Genomic DNA, 18820 nt, shown 5'->3' with positions numbered 1-18820 from the left:
ATTAATTTTCTCCTTTTATATCTAAATAAATTTTATTTGACAATTGCTTAATATCTGTGTTCGTATCTCAATAGTAGTTTCTTTTAACTCCTTTGATTGTTATTGTATAAATGTAGTAGCTTACTCATTTTTCTTCAATTTCTCCAATTAGTGAGATCTGATTCTCATAAATTGCTTTTGCACTATTGTAATCTTTAAAGTACATAATATTGCCATTACTTGCTTTAAATTTATAAACTGAGTACAAACCATCAGTTATTAAATTATTCATATCAATAAACTGATCTTTATATAAAAGAAAATATTTTATGCCTCTTCTAAATTAATAAATAATGGATGTTTATCTTGCTCTGGATCATCCAGTCATGTATTAAAATTACTTAGGTAAATAGGTGATTTCTTTGAAAACGCTAATTGAAGCTTTGTCTCTTTTTTATCTAAACCGCTTGGTACTTCATAAGATGTTTTCTTTAGATAATCAAATTCAGATTTTTTTATATTAAACTCGTTAATTTCTTTCGATAAAATATAGCATTTTCATTCAAATCACAGAAATAAAATAAAATAAACATCTCTTTCTTCACCCTCAGCAGTCATAAGGACATCACTCAATTTAATTCCTTGCAATATATATTTATTTTGGTCTTTTACTAAGTGAACATCCTCTCTTTTATTATCTTTACAAAGTTCTTCAAAATCTATTATAATTTCTTGCATTACTTTATCAATATTTTCATTTATATAACCAAATATAAAATCAAACATTATAGTAGTAAAGTAAACAGTAATAGCATTATCTCCATTTTTATCATATAGTTGATGCTCTATACGATATATTCTGTAATGATGTGCATCTCCCCTAAATCAATCTTCAGAAAAATTTAAATAGGGATTGTTTGTATACTTCAATGATTCATTATAATCTTTAATTGCATCCTCTTCTGAACCATATTTAGAAAGAGAAATGTATGACATAATTTCATAATTTCATTGATTTTCAATTGTAGAATTCCCATATAGTTTTGTATCAAGTTTTTTAACATCTTCATTTTTTAATTTAATTTCTTTTTTTCATTCCACTTCTTCAGGGTTGCTTGGACTATCAAAAGCTTCAAATTCAAAAGTGTCAGAAACGATTTTAATCTCATCTCCATTTTTTTCATAATGTAATTCACCCAAATTTTTAATAGCATCTTCTTTTACTCAATCTGTTTTTTCTTTAATTTCAGGTGGTTTTGTATCCCCACAAGCAACAACATTAATACTTGCTGATGCCACTAACCCAAATGCTGATAATATTGTTAATAATTTTTTCATAATTAATTTTCTCCTTTTATATCTAAATAAATTTTGTTTGACAATTGTTTAATATCTGTATTTGTATCTCAATAGTAGTTTCTTTTAACTCCTTTGATTGTGGTTGTATAAATGTAGTAGCTTACTCATTTTTCTTCAATACCTCCAATTAGTGAGATCTGATTCTCATAAATTGTTTTAAATTTACAAACTCAATACAAACCATCAGTTATTAAATTATTCATATCAATAAACTAATCTTTATATAAAGGAAAATATTTTATTCTTCTTCTTCTAAATTAATAAATAATGGATATTTATATTGTTCTGGATCATTATGTCATGTACTAAAATTACTTATATAAATAGGAGATTTCTTTGAAAATGCTAACTGGAGTTTTGTCTCTTTTTTATCCAAACCACTCATTACTTCATAAGATGTTTCCTTTAAATAATCAAATTCAGATTTTTTTATATTAAACTCGTTAATTTCTTCTGATAAACTATAGCATTTTGATTCAAATCACTGAGATAAAATAAAATAAACATCTCAATTTTTACCATCAATTGTAAGGTTTTCATTCAATTTTATTTCCTGCAATATATATTTATTTTGAACTTTTACTAAGCTAACATCATCTCTTTTATTTTCTTTACAAAGCTGTTCAAAGTCTATTATAATTTCTTGCATTACTTTATCAATATTTTCATTTATATAACCAAATATAAAATCAAACATTATAGTAGTAAAGTAAACAGTAATAGCATTATCTCCATTTTTATCACATACTTGTTGCTCTATACTATATATTCTGTAATGATGCGCATCTCCTCTAAATCAATTCTCAGAAAAATTTAAATAGGGATTCTTAGTATACTTCAATGATTCATTATAATCTTTGATAGCATCCTCTTCTGAACCATTATTAGAAAGAGAAATGTATGACATAATTTCATAATTTCACTGATTTTCAATTGTAGAATTTCCATATAGTTTTGTATCAAGTTTTTTAACATCGTCATTTTTTAATTTAATTTCTTTTTTTCATTCAATTTCTTCAGGTTTACTTGGACTATCAAAAGCTTCGAATTCAAAAGTGTCAGAAACGATTTTAATTTCATCTCCATTTATTTCATAATGTAATTCACCCAAATTTTTAATAGCATCTTCTTTTACTCAATCTGTTTTTTCTTTAATTTCAGGTGGTGATGTGTCACCACAAGCAACAAGATTAATGCTTGTTGATGCCACTAACCCAAATGCTGATAATATTGTTAATAATTTTTTCATAATTAATTTTCTCCTTTTATATCTAAATAAATTTTGTTTGATAATTGCTTAATATCTGTGTTTGTATCTCAATAGTAGTTTCTTTTAACTCCTTTGATTGTGGTTGTATAAATGTAGTAGCTTACTCATTTTTCTTCAATACCTCCAATTAATGAAATCTGATTCTCATAAATTGCTTTTGCACTATTGTAATCTTTAAAGTACATCATATTGCCATTACTTGCTTTAAATTTATAAACTGAATACAAACCATCAGTTATTAAGTTATTTATATCAATAAACTAATATTTATATAAAAGAAAATATTTTATTCTTCTACTAGATTAATAAATAGAGGAAATCTATATTGCTCTTGATAACCTTCTATTGTATTAAAACTCTTATCACGTAGAGGTGATTTTTTTGCAAATCCAAGTTTAAGTTTTTTCTCTTTAGGATAATATCCATCAGGGACTCAATAAGAAGTCTCTTTCAAATATTTAAGTTCATTTTCCTTTAGATTGAACTCATTAATCTGATTTGATAAATTATCAAACTTTAATTTGAGTAAATCATTTAAAATTGAATAAACATTGGACTTTTCACCTTCAAATTCAAGACTCTCATTTAATTTTATTCCAGTCAATATATATTTCTCTTCCCTTTTAATTAAACTAATATCTTCTCTATTATTTTTTCTACATACTTCTTCAAAATCTATTATAATTTCTTGCATTGCCTCATCAATATTTTCATTTACATAACCAAATATAAAATCAAACATTATAGTAGTAAAACAAATAGTAATAACATTTTCTCCAGACTTATCATATACTGGATATTCAAATTTGTAGTTTTCATTATAACGTATACCTGCAGTCAATCAATTCTCAGAGAAATTTAAATAGGGATTCTTTGTATACTTCAATGATTCATTATAATCTTTAATAGCCTCATCTTCTGAACCATATTTAGAAAGAGAAATGTATGATATAATTTCATAGTTTCACTGATTTTCAATTGTAGAATTTCCATATAGTTTTCTATCAAGTTTTTTAACTTCATCATTTTTTAATTTAATTTCTTTTTTTCATTCCACTTCCTCAGGGTTAGTCGGATTATCAAAAGCTTCAAATTCAAAAGAATCAGAAATTATTTTAATTTCATCTCCATTTTTTTCATAATGCAATTTACCCAAATTTTTAATAGCATCTTCTTTTACTCAATCTATTTTTTCTTTAATTTCAGGTGGTTCTGTATCACCACAAGCAACAACATTAATACTTGCTGATGCCACTAACCCAAATGCTGATAATATTGTTAATAATTTTTTCATAATTAATTTTCTCCTTTTATATCTAAATAAATTTTGTTTGACAATTGTTTAATATCTGTATTTGTATCTCAATAGTAGTTTCTTTTAACTCCTTTGATTGTGGTTGTATAAATGTAGTAGCTTACTCATTTTTCTTCAATACCTCCAATTAGTGAGATCTGATTCTCATAAATTGCTTTTGCACTATTGTAATCTTTAAAGTACATCATATTGCCATTACTTGCTTTAAATTTATAAACTGAGTACAAACCATCAGTTATTAAATTATTCATATCAATAAACTGATCTTTATAATTTGCTAACTCATCTTTATGAACTAATTTATAATCTAACGAGATTTGTTTTTTTAACTCTTGTGCTGCAGCTTCTTTTGTATCTTCAAAAATTTGTTTTTCCTTCCCATTAATATCATACACAAGATATGATTTTCTTAAAATACCTAAATTATTATTAAAGACAATATCTTCAGCTTTTTGTTTGGTTTCTGCTAAATTATTACCCAGGGGATCTGAATAAATATTAATTTTATTATTCTCATGATTTACTCTATTGTAAGAATAATATCTAGGAATTAATTCAATTCCAGGTTTATTTTTTGAATTCTCTAGAGGCACAAAATAATTTTTCCAAATATCTACATTCTCTGTAAATGCTTTTCCTTGTCAAGTGAAAGTTGCTCTATTATTTTGATCAATAATAGCAGTATTTTGAAATGAATCTTCAAATAATTTTTTTGTATTTAAATACGAATAATTAAAAAGCTTCATACCACTTTGTTGTTCCTTAAAAGATCCATATAAGTAATCATTTTTTATTATTTTATTATTATCTAGAGATGATTCAAATATATTTTGGTATAGTTGATTAAATATTGAGGCATATAAATCATTTTTTATTTCTGTTGAATAACTACTTACTTTTTCTCATTGAGTTAAATCTATATTATTATTTTTATTATTATTTCTATTTTTTAAAATCTCCTGAAAATTTAAAGTCATGTTCAAGTCACTGTTTAAATAATTTCATAGTTTATCATTACTATTTTTTGAGCTTAATTGAACCTTTGTATTTTTTTCTGTATTTAAGATTTCATAATTTGCTAAATTTGGATTTGAAGACCATATTTTATTACATTTGCTTGGATCAGGTACATCTAAAGATATTTTAAAATCATCACCACTACTAAAGATATAATTCGTCTTCCTTCCTTTACCTTTTGATATACCTTTTTCACATCCCTTTCAATAATTAGAAGAGTCAATATCCCATGAAGATGTATTTCTAAGTCTATCAACAACTGTCTTATAATTTAAATTTGAAGCTGCAGATCCTTTTAAAACAATTGTTAAATCATTATATCCAACCATTTCGCCATCTACTATAACAGGTTCTCCTGGAATTATTTCTCCCTTTTCTTTATCAGCAAAATTTTGTTTTATTGTAAAAGCTTCTGCATGTGAATTATTCCCAAAACTTGTAAGTTTGATTGTATATTGGTTTTCTTCAACTTTTATTATATCGTTTACTCTTTCATTATTTTCCATATGAGCTTTTAAGTTATCAAAGAAATAACTTACAAAATCTTTTTCATTAAAACTAAACGCTTTTTTGAAGGGTTCTAATACTGTTGGATCACTAATCAATGATTCATCAAGCACCTCATAGCGATAACCAGTTGTAAATAAATTGAATAAAACATCCATATCATTTTTATTAAAAGCATTATAATATTTTCCATTGTAGAAATAGAATAGTGACTGACCTACTTGAAATTCACTCTTTTTAAATTCTCTTTCTGCTTCAAAAGTAGATTCGTATCATTGTTGTCCATCATATGAGTACATTGGAACAAATAAACCTTTATTTGCAAAACTATCATAGGTTCTTTCAATTTGGCTGTTAAGTATTTCTCCTGTTACTGAATCTTTTATTGATTTAACACAACCTACTACTAAATCATTTTCACAGTTAGGTAAAACTGCTTTACCTAAAGCATTTTTATAAACTTTTACCATATCTTTTGAATTATTATTATAGATTTTTGATCCATCTAATTCATTTGTTGCATAGTTTTTAATAATTTTATTTGGATTACTTACTGTTTGTTCTACAGTAATTGGAGACTTTTGTAAATGTTCATTTAATATAGTGTTTTTATCTCTATATATTTTATCTTGATATTTATATTCATATTCTGATTTTATTAGTTTTGAATTTTTTAAAATATCTTCTTCTAAGTATTTTAATTCTAATTTTGAGTTACTTTTTAAATCTAAATTATTATTAAGACCTAAAGTAGCTGATGTAGATAAACTTAAAGTTGATAATGAAATTAGTAGTTTTCTAAGCATAATTCTTTACCCCCTTGCTTACATTTATTTCCTTTATATTTACATTTAAGTATTCAATAAATAGTATTTTATTTTCAAAAATAGTATCGTTGAAAATGTATTTTTCAACTGTGGTTTCTATAGTTGTACTTTTATAATTTAATAATTTCATAATTGCATAAGTTGCATTTACTTTATCTTTGTAAAAGTAGTCCATTCCATATAAATTAAATGTATAGATTGGTTTTTCGAATTTAGATAAATCATATAGTTCATCAAAGTTAGTCTCCTTAGATAAATCACTTGAACTTACTAATTTCATTTCGAAATCTTTGATTTGATTATCAATAAATAAAATCATTTCTTCATAATCTTTTGTATAAAAACTTGAGTTAGAATTAGCTCCTGTTCCAAAATTATAATAGTGATATCTAGTTAAATTATTTGGGTCTTTTAATTTTTCTTCCATTGCTTCAAGGGCATCACGAACGTTTGAATGAATTCCTCCAAAGTGATCTGAATATGCAGAATAATTTACTTTATTTTCTGTTAAAGTTTTATTAGTTAAATATTCTATTAACTCTTTTTTATCACTAAGTTGAATTCCAGAAAAATAATCACTTTCATATATTACATTATTTGATTCAATCATTTCATCAATTAATACTCTAATTAAATAATCATTTGCAGTTTCTTTTGATGAGAAACTTCTATTACCTAATTGGTATACTTCGTTATCTCTTGGTTTCTTAATTGAAAAAACTTTAAAAATTTCTTCCGGATTAAATTTTACTTTTTCTCATTGTCAAGCAGTAATTGAATAACTCAATTTTTGTTTAGTATCAGGGATAATTAATTCATATACTAAAGTTTTTTGTAAACTAATACTATTAATAAAATCAAATATATCTCCAATAATTGGCACAGCGCTTACTGCTTTTTGAACAACTTTATTCAATTCATTTGTAAGTTGAGTAGCTATTTGAGTTGCATGTTTTATAAGTAATTTTTCTGTTTCATCTATTGCTTTTAACATTAAATTTTGAGTAAAAGAATTACTTAATGCATCATTTAGTGAATTAATGTTTTTTTGAATCACACTTGTATTTTCAATATAGTTTAATTTTTCAAAAAAATCATTTTTCTCAATAAGGAAATCTAAAGCCATTAGTACATTATTTTTTCCTAAAGAATCCACAAACACTTTTCACTCTTTTATTTCACTTGTGATATTTACAATTACTTCATACATTAATTCATTTAATAAATCTGAGTCCTTTACTGAAATTTGAGAAAATCTAAAAGTATCTGCAATTTGATATAAATAAATTACTGCTTTTTGTATGAACTCAATTGTTGTTAAACTATTAATCTCAGATAGAATATATTCAGACTCTGAAACTAGTTCGTATTTTTCTACTAAATTTGAAAACTGTTTATATGTAGATTCGTCACTAAAACAGTTAAAGATAGACTCTCCACTTATTTTTCCATTGCTTGGAAAACAATAATCTAACTTATTGAAATCTTTGTTATTCTCAACATTAGTTTTAAATTTTTCTAAAAGATTAACACTAGACATTAAGGTATCACTCATTAAACTTTGAGTAATTTCCATTAAGTTTTTACTTGTTTTACTTGCCAATGTTCAATTTTTTTCATCATAGAAATATGTATTAAGATCTGATTGAGAAGTTATTACTTTGTCACCAGTAAATTGACCACCTTTGCTTCCTTTTGTCTCAATAAGAAATTTACCTGGCGATTTTGAATACTTCTGAATTCTATTTTTATCTTCAGTTGAAGGATTAAATGAGTTTTTTGTGTATAAATCAAAATCCTTTATTTTTTGATTATTATACAGATAGGTAGTTCTAATTGAGTTGGCAATCTCACGCTCTACTTCCTTTTTATTATAACTGGCAGAACCAATTGTAAATAACTCTTCTTTTTCTATTCCACCTTGTTCAGAATTATTAATAAAATTTTTATAATAGTGTTCCTTTGCTTCACTAATATTATTATAAAATTTATCTTCAACATAAAAGTTTGATTGAATTTTATTATAATATGTTTTTTCTACAATCTCTTTTGCTTTAATAGCATCTTGTTCATAAACAACTTTGCCATCTGCATCTTTATAAACATAAATCTCATCATTTTCATTTTTTACAACAGTTGAAGATAATTGATTCATTCCATCAATTACAAAATCATCAATATTTTTATTTGTTTTTAATTCCTTTATTGGATAATTTGAGTCAATATATTCTAAAACATCTTCACTAGAATTATGTTTTGATTCACCAAGAAAAATCTCTGAAAAATAGTCACTTTCAGAACTAATTTGTAAACCATTATCTAAATCTAAATAATAGTTTATGGCATCTTCTCTTGATTCAAATGCTTCTCCAAATAACTCAAATTGCTTTTTATCTTTATTTAATTCAGGCTCTTTTATTAAAGAACCGCTATTACATGATACTACTGCTATGGTTGGTGTTATTAATAAAACCAAACTACATATCACTTTTATCAATTTATTCATTATCTTTTCTTATTTTCCTTACTCTTTTTGGTTTTCCTTACTCTTTTTGGTTTTCCTTATATACCTAAAGATATATTAACATGGTAAGTTATTATTTTGATAATATTTTTAAAATTTTAATAAAAAATAAAAATTTTTTCCAAAAATAATTTATTTTTAACTCTATTTTTAGGAAAAAAAATCCCATATAAATGTTTTACATAGGATTTCTAGATGATAATTACAAGATTATTTATTTAGCTTTTTAGAAATAAATCACACTATAGTTTACTTATTTTATTAGAGGTTTTTATAGAAGTTTTTATTAAATAATTCTAATTTTTTTTACATTAAACCAACTAATATAAAAAGTTAAGATATATAACGAACTTAATAAAAGGAAAACTAACAATGGATGTCATCATATAAAAGTTGTGAAGAAGACAAGACTTGTAGATAAGGAAGCAAAATTAATAACTCCGCTTAACAATAGTAATCCCAATAAAAAACCAATAGAGAACATAAATAATATAATTCCATTATATACATTAAATATCTGACTAATTATGTAAAAGTTTGAGTAACCCATTATCTTCATACCATTTATAAACTCTTTATTATCAGTAATTATTAAAGTTGTAGCCAACATTAATATAATAAAAGTTATTATTAATAAAATAATAATAAATATATATATTGAAAAGTTAAGAGTAGCAATTAAGTCCTTTGTTATTTCAGTCAGTGAGTTAACAGGCAATAGACCTTTTAATGTTGAAATCGAGAATCCCTCATAATAGTTATTTTTATCTATAATAGGTTCACACTCTTCTTCTGTTTCACAATTTTCTGGATAAATTAATCCATAACTACCCCTTGTTCCAAATTGACTATAATCTCCATATCTTTGTGAGTTGGATAATCCAGAAGTTAAATCAAAGATCTCTGCTTTTGAAGAGAGTTTATAATTAAATATTGGATATTGATTTATAAAAAATTCATACATATTTTTTCATTTTTCATTTTTATTTCTATTAGCTTTAAATTCTTTATAACTAATATTTTTAAGTTTATTTTTCAACTCATCATCATTAAATTGTTCAAAAGTATATATCTCTTCAACATGAGCTCATTCAGGAATAAAGAAATTATTAAAGTTAAATTCCTCTACGTTATCATAGCCAATAATTTCATTTGCATTGTCATTTGTTATTCAAGCCTTTGGTGTACCATAACTTTTTTCAATACCCACAATTTTAAATTTTTTATTACTTTTATAAATATTATTTGTTATTTGTAACTCATTGTCTGTAACTCTTTTATGAATTGGTGGTTGGTTAGAAGCTCCTACAGCTCCACCATTTGTTATTGCAAAATCTACTCCACCTATCTTGGCTGAATTAAAACTAACAGGTATACCTAAACTTGTATCTGAAAAATTTCTATAGTCTGACATAGATTTTGGAGCAGAATAATAACTTCTACTTGACTGGGTTCTAAAATCTTTGAAAGGACTTTTTGATCATCCCACCTCTAAATCTTTTATGCCAATATCACTATACTTGTTATTAAAGTATTTTTCTAATTTTTCAATGTATACATTGAAATCTATAACATTACCTTCTTTGATTTTTAAATTTTCAGAAAGAGCTTTATTAATTATTAGAGGATAATAGAAATTTGAATCATTAAATAACTGATTATTAATAACTTTATTTTTTTTATTTTTAAGTAAATTTAATTCTGATTTTTCATTTACTCCATAAATATTGAAATCTTGATCTTTATAATTTGCTTTAAAGTACGTTCCTAACTCATCCGATTTTTTATCATATGGTACTAAACTATTACTTACATTATAATTTTCATTTAACTCAATTGACTTAATTATTTTTTGTTGAATAAAGTAGGGAGAATTTGTATAAGTTAATAATAATATTCCCATACCCAATCTTCATTCAAACACTGAAGCAAATCATAATGTAAGATTATTATTTAATCTAATAATGTCTTGATTTTCTCAATCACTTATTGATGAGAGCTTTAGATTTTTTACATCTACTAACTTATCATTATATGTAAAGTTAAAATCAGCTATTTCTGAGTTTTTTATTTCATAAAAGTCATTGTAATCTTTACTTATTTTCCAATATTTATCATAATTAGAAAAATAATCACCTTTATAAATAGTTTCCTTCTTTAAAATATTATTAATTTCTTTTATGTTAATTTGATTATTTACTATTATTTTTGAATTATATTTTAATGGTAATCCTCCAATATATTTCTTATAAAAATTTAGAAGTAAATTATTATAACTTAATAGTTGCTCTCTTCCAGGATTTTTATTTTTTAAACCTACTAATTCTTGTTTAAAATTATCATAATCTTTTCATTGAGAATAAATATTTTTAATAGTTTGTTTTGATCCTATATTTCCTATCGGTCATGATGAGTCAATCTCTGCATTATCTAAATCCAATAAAAAACTTGTAGAAAGATTTTTTCAGTTTAATCAACTAAATTCGGCTCATGCCGTATTATTTTTTTGAGCAATATCATATGAATAGTACTCTGAATGTATATCAGAGCTTAAAATATTTTCAGTAACTTTATTTCAGTTAATAGTTTTTTTATCTTCTAAAAGAGGATATGCCGTACTTACTTTATCCTTATTTTTTGATCCAACATATTGATCTATTATTTTATTTTTAAAATCAAATCCTCATTCATCATCTTTAAAATTTGGATTATAGGTTTTATAAAAACTTAAAGGATTATTTGGTAAAGGACTAGTATACTCAATCTTATTTTTATAATAAATATTTGAAAATACAGATTCATAATTTCTCTCAATTTGTTTTGGAATAACTATTGTTGCAGTTGTTAATGTCGAACACAATAGCATAGCAGCTGCTATTCCTGTTATTTTTGTTATTGAAGATAAGAAAAGAGCAGACCTTAATTTCTTATTAAATTTAGAACTCTTATATAATTTTTTATATTGTCTTGCTAAGTATGAAATTTTTAATGTTTTGACACCATTATTTAAATAAATAATTCCTTTATTAAAAATTGTAAAGGAAATTATTTTTATAACAAAAATAAATATTAATATAAAAATAATTAAAATAGTGAAAAAAATTAAAGGTAAATAATTAAAATTTTTAAAGCTAAAATTAAAAAAACCTGAGAAAATATTAAGCACTAGTATTTCTAAAGAGTAAAAGAATATTAATGAGAAAATAAAACCTACTAAAATTGAAAAAAGTATATTTGCTAAATAATTAATAATTATATTTTTATTTTTATATCCCATAGACTTCAAATAACCAATTTCATTTAATGAACTTTCAAAATCTTTTTTTATTACTAAATAAATTATAAATAAACAAATTGAAAAAATTAAAGTCAGTAAAAGACTTGAAAATATATTAAATAATAGAATTACCTTGTTAGGTCCATTTACACGTGAATAACTTCTAGAATTTTTGTCATTATTATTATAAAAATAAGTTGAGTTATTGCTTAAATTTCCATATTCTTTATATTTTTTATTTATAGAATCTAAATCCCAGTTACCATCTCTATTATTAAATTTAATAGAAAAATATGAACTACCATCATATTCAGAAGTTAAAGATATTAAAGAGTTTGAAGAGTTATATATTTTCATATTTCTTTCTTCATATTTATCATCTCCATATTTTACATTAAATTTGTAATCACTAAATCCCATATTTCTATAATCTAAATATACAATAGCTTCTTTGTTCATATTTGGTAAGAATGACATATCACCAAATATTGGATATGCAAAATCTGCAGAACTACCAAATCCTATTACTTGGTATCAGTTTAATCCATAATATTGATTAAGTTCAAGTAAATCTTCAATATTTGTTATATTTGAAATATCTAAAGCAACATTTTGATTTTCTTTAACAAGAAGAGAATCTCCATATTCATCTGGGTGTAATCTAATAACTTCTCCAATTTTAATATTATTTTCCTTCCCAAACTGCTTATTTATTATTACCTCTCTTTTAGATTTTTGATATGAATTAGAAAAACCTCTACCTTTATCAATTACTAGACAATCTATACAGTTATTGCTAATTGAATGAGTTTTAGATAATACCTTTAGTTTTAATATTTCATCATGATTTTTAATATTATTAATATTTCACTCTTCCGTCTTACTTCATTCAAAGTTATTTTCTAAAGCTAATCTATTTAAAATATATTGCTGATACAATTCTTGATTTTCAGGCAGATTATCTTTTTCATCTTTTGAAGGATCTATTAGACGATAACTTTTATCAACTTCCATTACACTATCTCTTACATTACTAATTTTTTTAAATTCATTGTAGCCTCAAAGGACTTTTAAGTTAACAGAAAACATTGAAAAAAGAATAAAGAAAGTCAAAAAAAGCAAAAAAGAAACAGCAAGAATTGAAATAAAGTTGTTTCTAATTTTTCTTATTGAATTTTTAAAAAATAATATTTTTGTTTTCATTTTTAACCCTTAAAAAATTTGTAAAATAAGTATTTTTATAAATTTTTAAATAAGGTTATTATTTTTTATATTTATAAATAAATTTACTTTTAATTAAATAATTATAACATATTTATCAATATCTTTATTTATAAGTTTTTTACTAAAACCTATCCAATTGTTACTTCTTCTTCTAAGTAACTAAAGTTCTGTTTATTTTTAGGTTTTACAAAAGCTAATAATGTATTAGATATTCCCAATTGTCCTACAAACATTGTCATTACTAACATTATTTTACTTATTACACCTAACTGAATAATTTGTTCATTAGGGAATGGTTGAAATCCAACTGTACCAAAAGCACTACATACATACATTATCAATTTAATAATTGTTGCCTCTGTATTTTGAGTTTCGTCTGTTCTAAATAGCATTTTATTACTATCCAAATAAACAATAAATATACTTGTTGTTACAATAAAGAATGAAATAAATACTACAGCAAAAGCTCTTTTAACAGTTTCATCTGGTATTTTTCTTTTAAATACCTCAACTGATTTTTTATTTCTCATAATTGAAAATATTGCTAATACACAGATAGCAAAAGTTGTTGTTCTTATTCCCCCAGCAGTAGATGATGGTGCAGCTCCAATAAACATTCAAATAGATAATAAGTATTTACTTCCAGCAGTAAAACTATTAACATCCACTGTTGCAAAACCAGCATTTCTAGTTGAAGAGACATTAAAAATTAAATCCATCATTCAAACATGAGTTGGTTTCCAAGCCCCACCATCAGATACTCATTTATGAGAAATATTAATCTTTTCATTTCCCAATAACTTATAAGTCTCTTGATAATGACCACTTAATAATATTTGACTTTCTTCAACAGTAAGATACTCTGTTAAAAAAACTAATATGGGTCCTAATATAAATAAAGTTATATAAGTTATAAAATTTAGTTTTGTGAACAAAGAAAATTTAACTTTTTTACCTTGTTTTCTTGCCTTAATTTTTTTCTTAATATCATGATATGTTGGATATCCTAATCCCCCTATTACTCATTGACATAGGAAAGTAACTTGAATTAAATAAGCATGTGAACTTCCTTGATTATAAGGAAGTAGTGAGTTACCACTTACAATATCAAATCCAGCATTATTTGTTGCACTTATTGAATGAAATATAGCAAATCAAAGTGATTTTCCAAAATCATTATAAGGATTTGTAACAGTTGAGGGATCTAATTTATGAGTTCCTTCAAGTGAAAGTGGAGTAAAATAAAATCCGAAAAATAAGACTATTGAACCTACTAACTCCAATATTAATAAAAATACAAAGGCATCCTTTATCATTTCCACAGTGTTTGATAAACTATTATTTCCTCTTTCTTTTTGAGCAATATTTTGATCATCTAAGGAAACTTTTCTTCCTATCATCACTAAAAGAGTAATTTTAATTGTAAGAATTCCAATTCCTCCAATTTGACACATTATTATTATTAGTAATTGCCCTAAAAATGAATAACCTGTATTTGTTTGCACCATAGTTATTCCTGTATCAGATATAGCACTTGAAGCTGTGAACATTCCCGTAATGAAATTTCAATGATTTTTTGAATCAACAACAACTCCCGGAATTGAAAGTAAAAAACCCCCTAATAGGATAGAAAGTAAATAAGCCAAAATTATTTTTCCACTTATTCTAGAAAAAGGTAATCAGTTTTTTAACTTATTAAAGAACTTTTCATTCTTATTTTCTAAACTTTTTTTTACTTCTGTCTTTTTTTTATTAGATTTACTTTTAACAATATCTTTCTCATCATTTGAAGAATTTTTCATAAAAATAGCCTCTTTTTAAATCTATATTAAATTATACATTAAAGATTAAAAGAGTTGTATAATTAATAAGTTAGAAAGTTGGAGTAAATATGGCTAGAAAAAAAAGTTTTGCTATATTTGGGGCAAACTACTTTGGTCTATCAGTTGCACAAACACTAGATGAAAGAAAACAATTAATAAAGATTTTTGACTATGATGAAGAAAGATTAAATTTATATATTAATCAATTTGAATCAGTTGAAGGAGTTGTATTAGATGCAACAAATAAAAATGCTTTAGAAAAAAATGGTATTTCACAATATGATGGAGTTATAGTATGTTTTGGTGGAAATATGGAGTCGAGCATTTTAACAGTTCTAAATCTGATAGATTTAGGTGTTGAAAATATTATTGTTAAAGCAAGAGATGAGCGACATAAAAGAATCTTATTAGCGCTTGGTCTTGAAGAAGACAAAGTTATCATTCCTGATGTTATTACAGGGAAAATGGTTGCAACTAAATCCTTATTTGATATTGAAAGTGAAGTTCAATCAATTGACAACGAATATGTTTTTACAAGTATTACTGTTTATGAAGAAGAAATTATTGATAAATCAATATTTGATGCTGGTTTAGTTTCTAATAAGGACTTTAATATTATTCAAATAAAAAGAAATGGTAAAACTATTTTACCGGATGAATATACAATTCTTAAAGAAGGAGATATTCTTGGAGTATATGCAAAAAATAATGTTGTAAATGATCTAGTTTTAAAAATTAGAGGAGAACAGGAAATAGATGAATAAAAAGGTTAACCTTAAAATATGGTTAACCTTTTTTATAATTTTTCTTTAATTTTTTTAATTATTATTTCTGTTGCTATTGTAGGATTTACATTACCACCAGTATCTTTCATAAGTTGACCCATGATTGTTTTCTCAACTCTCTCTGGTCTTTGTTCATATTGTTCCATTATTAAATTTAGATTTTCCTTAACAATAGGGTCTAAAAATTTTTCAATTTCACTTATATTTGAAATTAACTTAAGATTATTTTCCTCTACTATATCTATAATTTCCTTATTAGTTTCAAATGCTATTGGCAATATTGTTTTAACATGCTTTGAAGAAATTATTCCCTCGTCTAATAATTTTATTATTTGATTAATATCTTGTGGTTTTAATTTTGATTGAGATAATTCAATTCCATCTTTATTTAATAAAGATTTAATATCAGTTAATAAATAATTTGCAATTTTTTTAGGTTCCGAACCTAATAGAATTGTCTCTTCAAAAAACTTTACTAATGTTAGGTCGGACAAGATATAATTAGTATCTTCAATAGAAAGATTATAGTTTTCAATATATTTTTTTCTCTTTTGTGATGCTAACTCTGGAGAATTCCTAATAACCTCTTCAATTCAATTTTTATCCAATTGGATTGGGAAAATATTTGGTTCTCTAAAATATTTATAATCAATTGCATTTGATTTTTTTCTCATTAAAACAGTCTCTTGGATTGTCTCATCAAATCTTCTTGTTTCTTGATCAACAATCCCTCCAGATAACAATATTTTTGATTGTCTTTTTATTTCAAACTCAATTGACTTTTTTACATTATTTAAAGAGTTTAAATTTTTAATCTCTACTTTTGAGCCTAAATGTTCATAACCATAAGGTCTTAGTGAAATATTTATATCACATCTTAAAGATCCTTCATTCATTTTTACATCACTTACTCCTAAAAACAATAATAACTCTCTCAATTGATTTACATATTCAACAGCTTCAAACGCACTTCTAATAAGAGGTTTTGAAACAATCTCAATTAGACCCACACCACTTCTATTAAAATCAATATATGTTAATTGATCTTTATGTGTTTGTTTTGCAGTATCTTCTTCAATGTGCAATCTTTCAATTTCAATAACTTTCTTTTCACCATTCTCTAAATTAATACTAATTTTTCCTTCTTTTCCAATAGGAAAAAACTGTTGTGTAATTTGATAACCTTTAACTAGGTCGGGATAAAAATAATTTTTTCTATCGAATCTTAAAAGAGGATCTATTTTCATATTTAAAGCATTACAAGTGAGTAAGGCTAATCGTACACCTTCTTTATTTACTGATGGTAAAGTACCAGGATAACCCATATCAATTTCTGATACTTGTGAGTTAGGAGTTTCTCCATAACTTACTGGACCTAAACCAAACATTTTTGATTTAGTTTTTAACTCAATATGATTTTCAATTCCTATAACTACTTCAAAGTTATTCATTTAAATCACCTACTTGTCTAAAGTTTTTTGCAATTATATCTTCCAAGTATTTTGCTGCTTGTAGTACTTTTAAATCTTCTTTAGGTTTTGCATTTAAGTTAATTCCTATTGGCATATTTTCTTGTGAAACAAAGGGTATTGTAATTGATGGCATACCATTAAAATTTGCAAGAATCAAAATATCTTCTGCAAATACAAATTCTCCCTCTCCTTTTTGTTCTACATCCACACCATATACTTGGTCAACAGTTGGCGCTGGCTCAAAAGTTGGAGGCAATATTAATATATCAACTTTTTCATATAATTTTTCTAATGCCTCTACAATAAGTCTTCTAACTTTTTTTGATTTAGCCAAAAGTATTTCTTGATTTTCCGATTTTAACTGATAACTTCCGATTAAAAATCTTCTTTTAACAGTCTCTCCAAAACCTTCGGTTCTAGAGTTTTTTATAATTTCTTTATAATTATTTCCTTTAGCCCTTAATCCAAATTTAATTCCATCCAAATTATAATTTGAAGATACTCCCTCAGCAAAAGAAATCATCATATATGCTGCCGGTATTGCTTCAAGTAGTTTCTTATCAAATTCCAATTCAATAATTTCATGGCCCTCTGCCGTTAAAATATCATATAGTTTAAGATAATCTTTTAGAAGTTGACCTTTTAAAAGTTTATTAACATTTTTTATATAACCAAATTTTATTTTTTTATTAAAATTATTAATATTTTTTACAAACTCTTGTCTATTATCAATTGAAGTAAAATCTCTGTCATCTTTCCCATAAGTTGCCTCACATAAATATGCTAAATCCTCAACATTGTTTGTGAAAAAACCTAAATGATCTAAACTAGGCGCATAAGGAATGGCTCCATATCTTGAAATAGAGCCATATGTTGGCTTGAAACCAACTATCCCTGTTAGACTAGCTGGTTTTCTAATAGAATCACCTGTATCTCCTCCAGTTGCAAATGGTACAATTCCCTTTGCAACTGCATAAGCACTTCCACTTGAACTTCCCCCAGCAATTCTATTTTTATCATGAGGATTTCTAACTTCACCATTAAATGAGAATAAACCTGTTCCACCCATTGATAATTCATCCAATGCAGCTTTTCCTATTAGTATAGAGTTTACTTGATTAAAGCATTCAGCAATTCTTGCATCATATGATGGGATATAATTAGATAAAATTTTTGAACCTGCAGTTGTTAAAATATTTTTTGTTGTAATATTGTCTTTATGAATAAAAGGAATTCCACTTAAAATATTTTCTTTATCGATTTTATTTTCTATTTCCTCTGCTTTTTGCATTGCCTCTTTTTCACATAAAGTGATTAAAAAATTACTATCCCAGTCAGCTTTTGATGAATCTAAAACACTCTTAATTAAATCAGTAATTTTTAATTCCTTATTTACTAATTGATCATGTAATTTCTTTAATGTAGTTTTTTTAAAATTCAT

13 protein-coding genes are annotated in these 18820 nt (G+C 24.8%); 1 reads left to right on the top strand and 12 read right to left on the bottom strand.

The genetic code is table 4. The features are described from left to right. Position 1 precedes the first annotated feature (1 nt). The 10 genes from AACL15_RS00655 to AACL15_RS00610 form a co-directional block, all read right to left on the bottom strand. Entirely contained in the window at positions 2-271 is a 270-nt protein-coding gene (locus tag AACL15_RS00655) for a hypothetical protein (protein WP_339034368.1), read from the bottom strand. 35 nt (positions 272-306) lie between these two features. Beyond that, positions 307-1317, bottom strand: coding sequence for a lipoprotein (locus AACL15_RS00650; protein WP_339034366.1), 1011 nt, complete (start codon positions 1315-1317; stop codon positions 307-309). A gap of 2 nt (positions 1318-1319) precedes the next feature. After that, entirely contained in the window at positions 1320-1541 is a 222-nt protein-coding gene (locus tag AACL15_RS00645; protein ID WP_339034364.1) for a hypothetical protein, read from the bottom strand. A gap of 35 nt (positions 1542-1576) precedes the next feature. Next, positions 1577-2587 (bottom strand): lipoprotein, encoded by a 1011-nt coding sequence (locus AACL15_RS00640; protein ID WP_339034362.1) that lies wholly within the window; start codon positions 2585-2587, stop codon positions 1577-1579. Positions 2588-2589: 2 nt separating this feature from the next. Then, on the bottom strand, positions 2590-2793 hold the full coding sequence (locus AACL15_RS00635; RefSeq protein WP_339034360.1) for a hypothetical protein: 204 nt from the start codon (positions 2791-2793) through the stop codon (positions 2590-2592). A gap of 101 nt (positions 2794-2894) precedes the next feature. Continuing rightward, positions 2895-3902: a lipoprotein gene (locus AACL15_RS00630; RefSeq protein WP_339034358.1), complete on the bottom strand. Its 1008-nt coding sequence runs from the start codon at positions 3900-3902 to the stop codon at positions 2895-2897. A 2-nt stretch (positions 3903-3904) separates the two neighbouring features. After that, a complete protein-coding gene (locus tag AACL15_RS00625; RefSeq protein ID WP_339034356.1) occupies positions 3905-6253 on the bottom strand; it encodes a hypothetical protein in 2349 nt (782 codons plus the stop codon). Continuing rightward, complete coding sequence (locus AACL15_RS00620; RefSeq protein ID WP_339034354.1) at positions 6246-8780, bottom strand: hypothetical protein; 2535 nt, start codon at positions 8778-8780, stop codon at positions 6246-6248. The genes AACL15_RS00625 and AACL15_RS00620 overlap by 8 nt, the downstream gene beginning before the upstream one ends. Before the next feature lie 304 nt (positions 8781-9084). Continuing rightward, on the bottom strand, positions 9085-13278 hold the full coding sequence (locus tag AACL15_RS00615) for an ABC transporter permease (protein WP_339034352.1): 4194 nt from the start codon (positions 13276-13278) through the stop codon (positions 9085-9087). Between the two features lie 149 nt (positions 13279-13427). After that, entirely contained in the window at positions 13428-15101 is a 1674-nt protein-coding gene (locus AACL15_RS00610) for a TrkH family potassium uptake protein (RefSeq protein ID WP_339034350.1), read from the bottom strand. Between the two features lie 89 nt (positions 15102-15190). On the opposite strand from AACL15_RS00610, the gene AACL15_RS00605 reads away from it, so the two are divergent. Continuing rightward, positions 15191-15886, top strand: coding sequence for a TrkA family potassium uptake protein (locus AACL15_RS00605; protein ID WP_339034348.1), 696 nt, complete (start codon positions 15191-15193; stop codon positions 15884-15886). A 32-nt stretch (positions 15887-15918) separates the two neighbouring features. Here AACL15_RS00605 and gatB read toward each other — a convergent pair whose 3' ends face one another. Both gatB and AACL15_RS00595 read right to left on the bottom strand, forming a co-directional pair. Beyond that, the gene (gene gatB, locus AACL15_RS00600) at positions 15919-17358 is read right to left on the bottom strand and encodes an Asp-tRNA(Asn)/Glu-tRNA(Gln) amidotransferase subunit GatB (protein ID WP_339034346.1); all 1440 of its coding nucleotides are present in this window, start codon (positions 17356-17358) and stop codon (positions 15919-15921) included. Further along, the gene (locus tag AACL15_RS00595; protein WP_339034344.1) at positions 17351-18820 is read right to left on the bottom strand and encodes an amidase family protein; all 1470 of its coding nucleotides are present in this window, start codon (positions 18818-18820) and stop codon (positions 17351-17353) included. The genes gatB and AACL15_RS00595 overlap by 8 nt, the downstream gene beginning before the upstream one ends.

The organism is Spiroplasma endosymbiont of Cantharis rufa, assembly GCF_964019665.1.
Lineage (GTDB): Bacteria > Bacillota_I > Bacilli_A > Mycoplasmatales > Mycoplasmataceae > Spiroplasma_A.
Note: the sequence above shows the minus strand (reverse complement) of the source record. Positions and strands in the feature narration are given on the sequence as shown.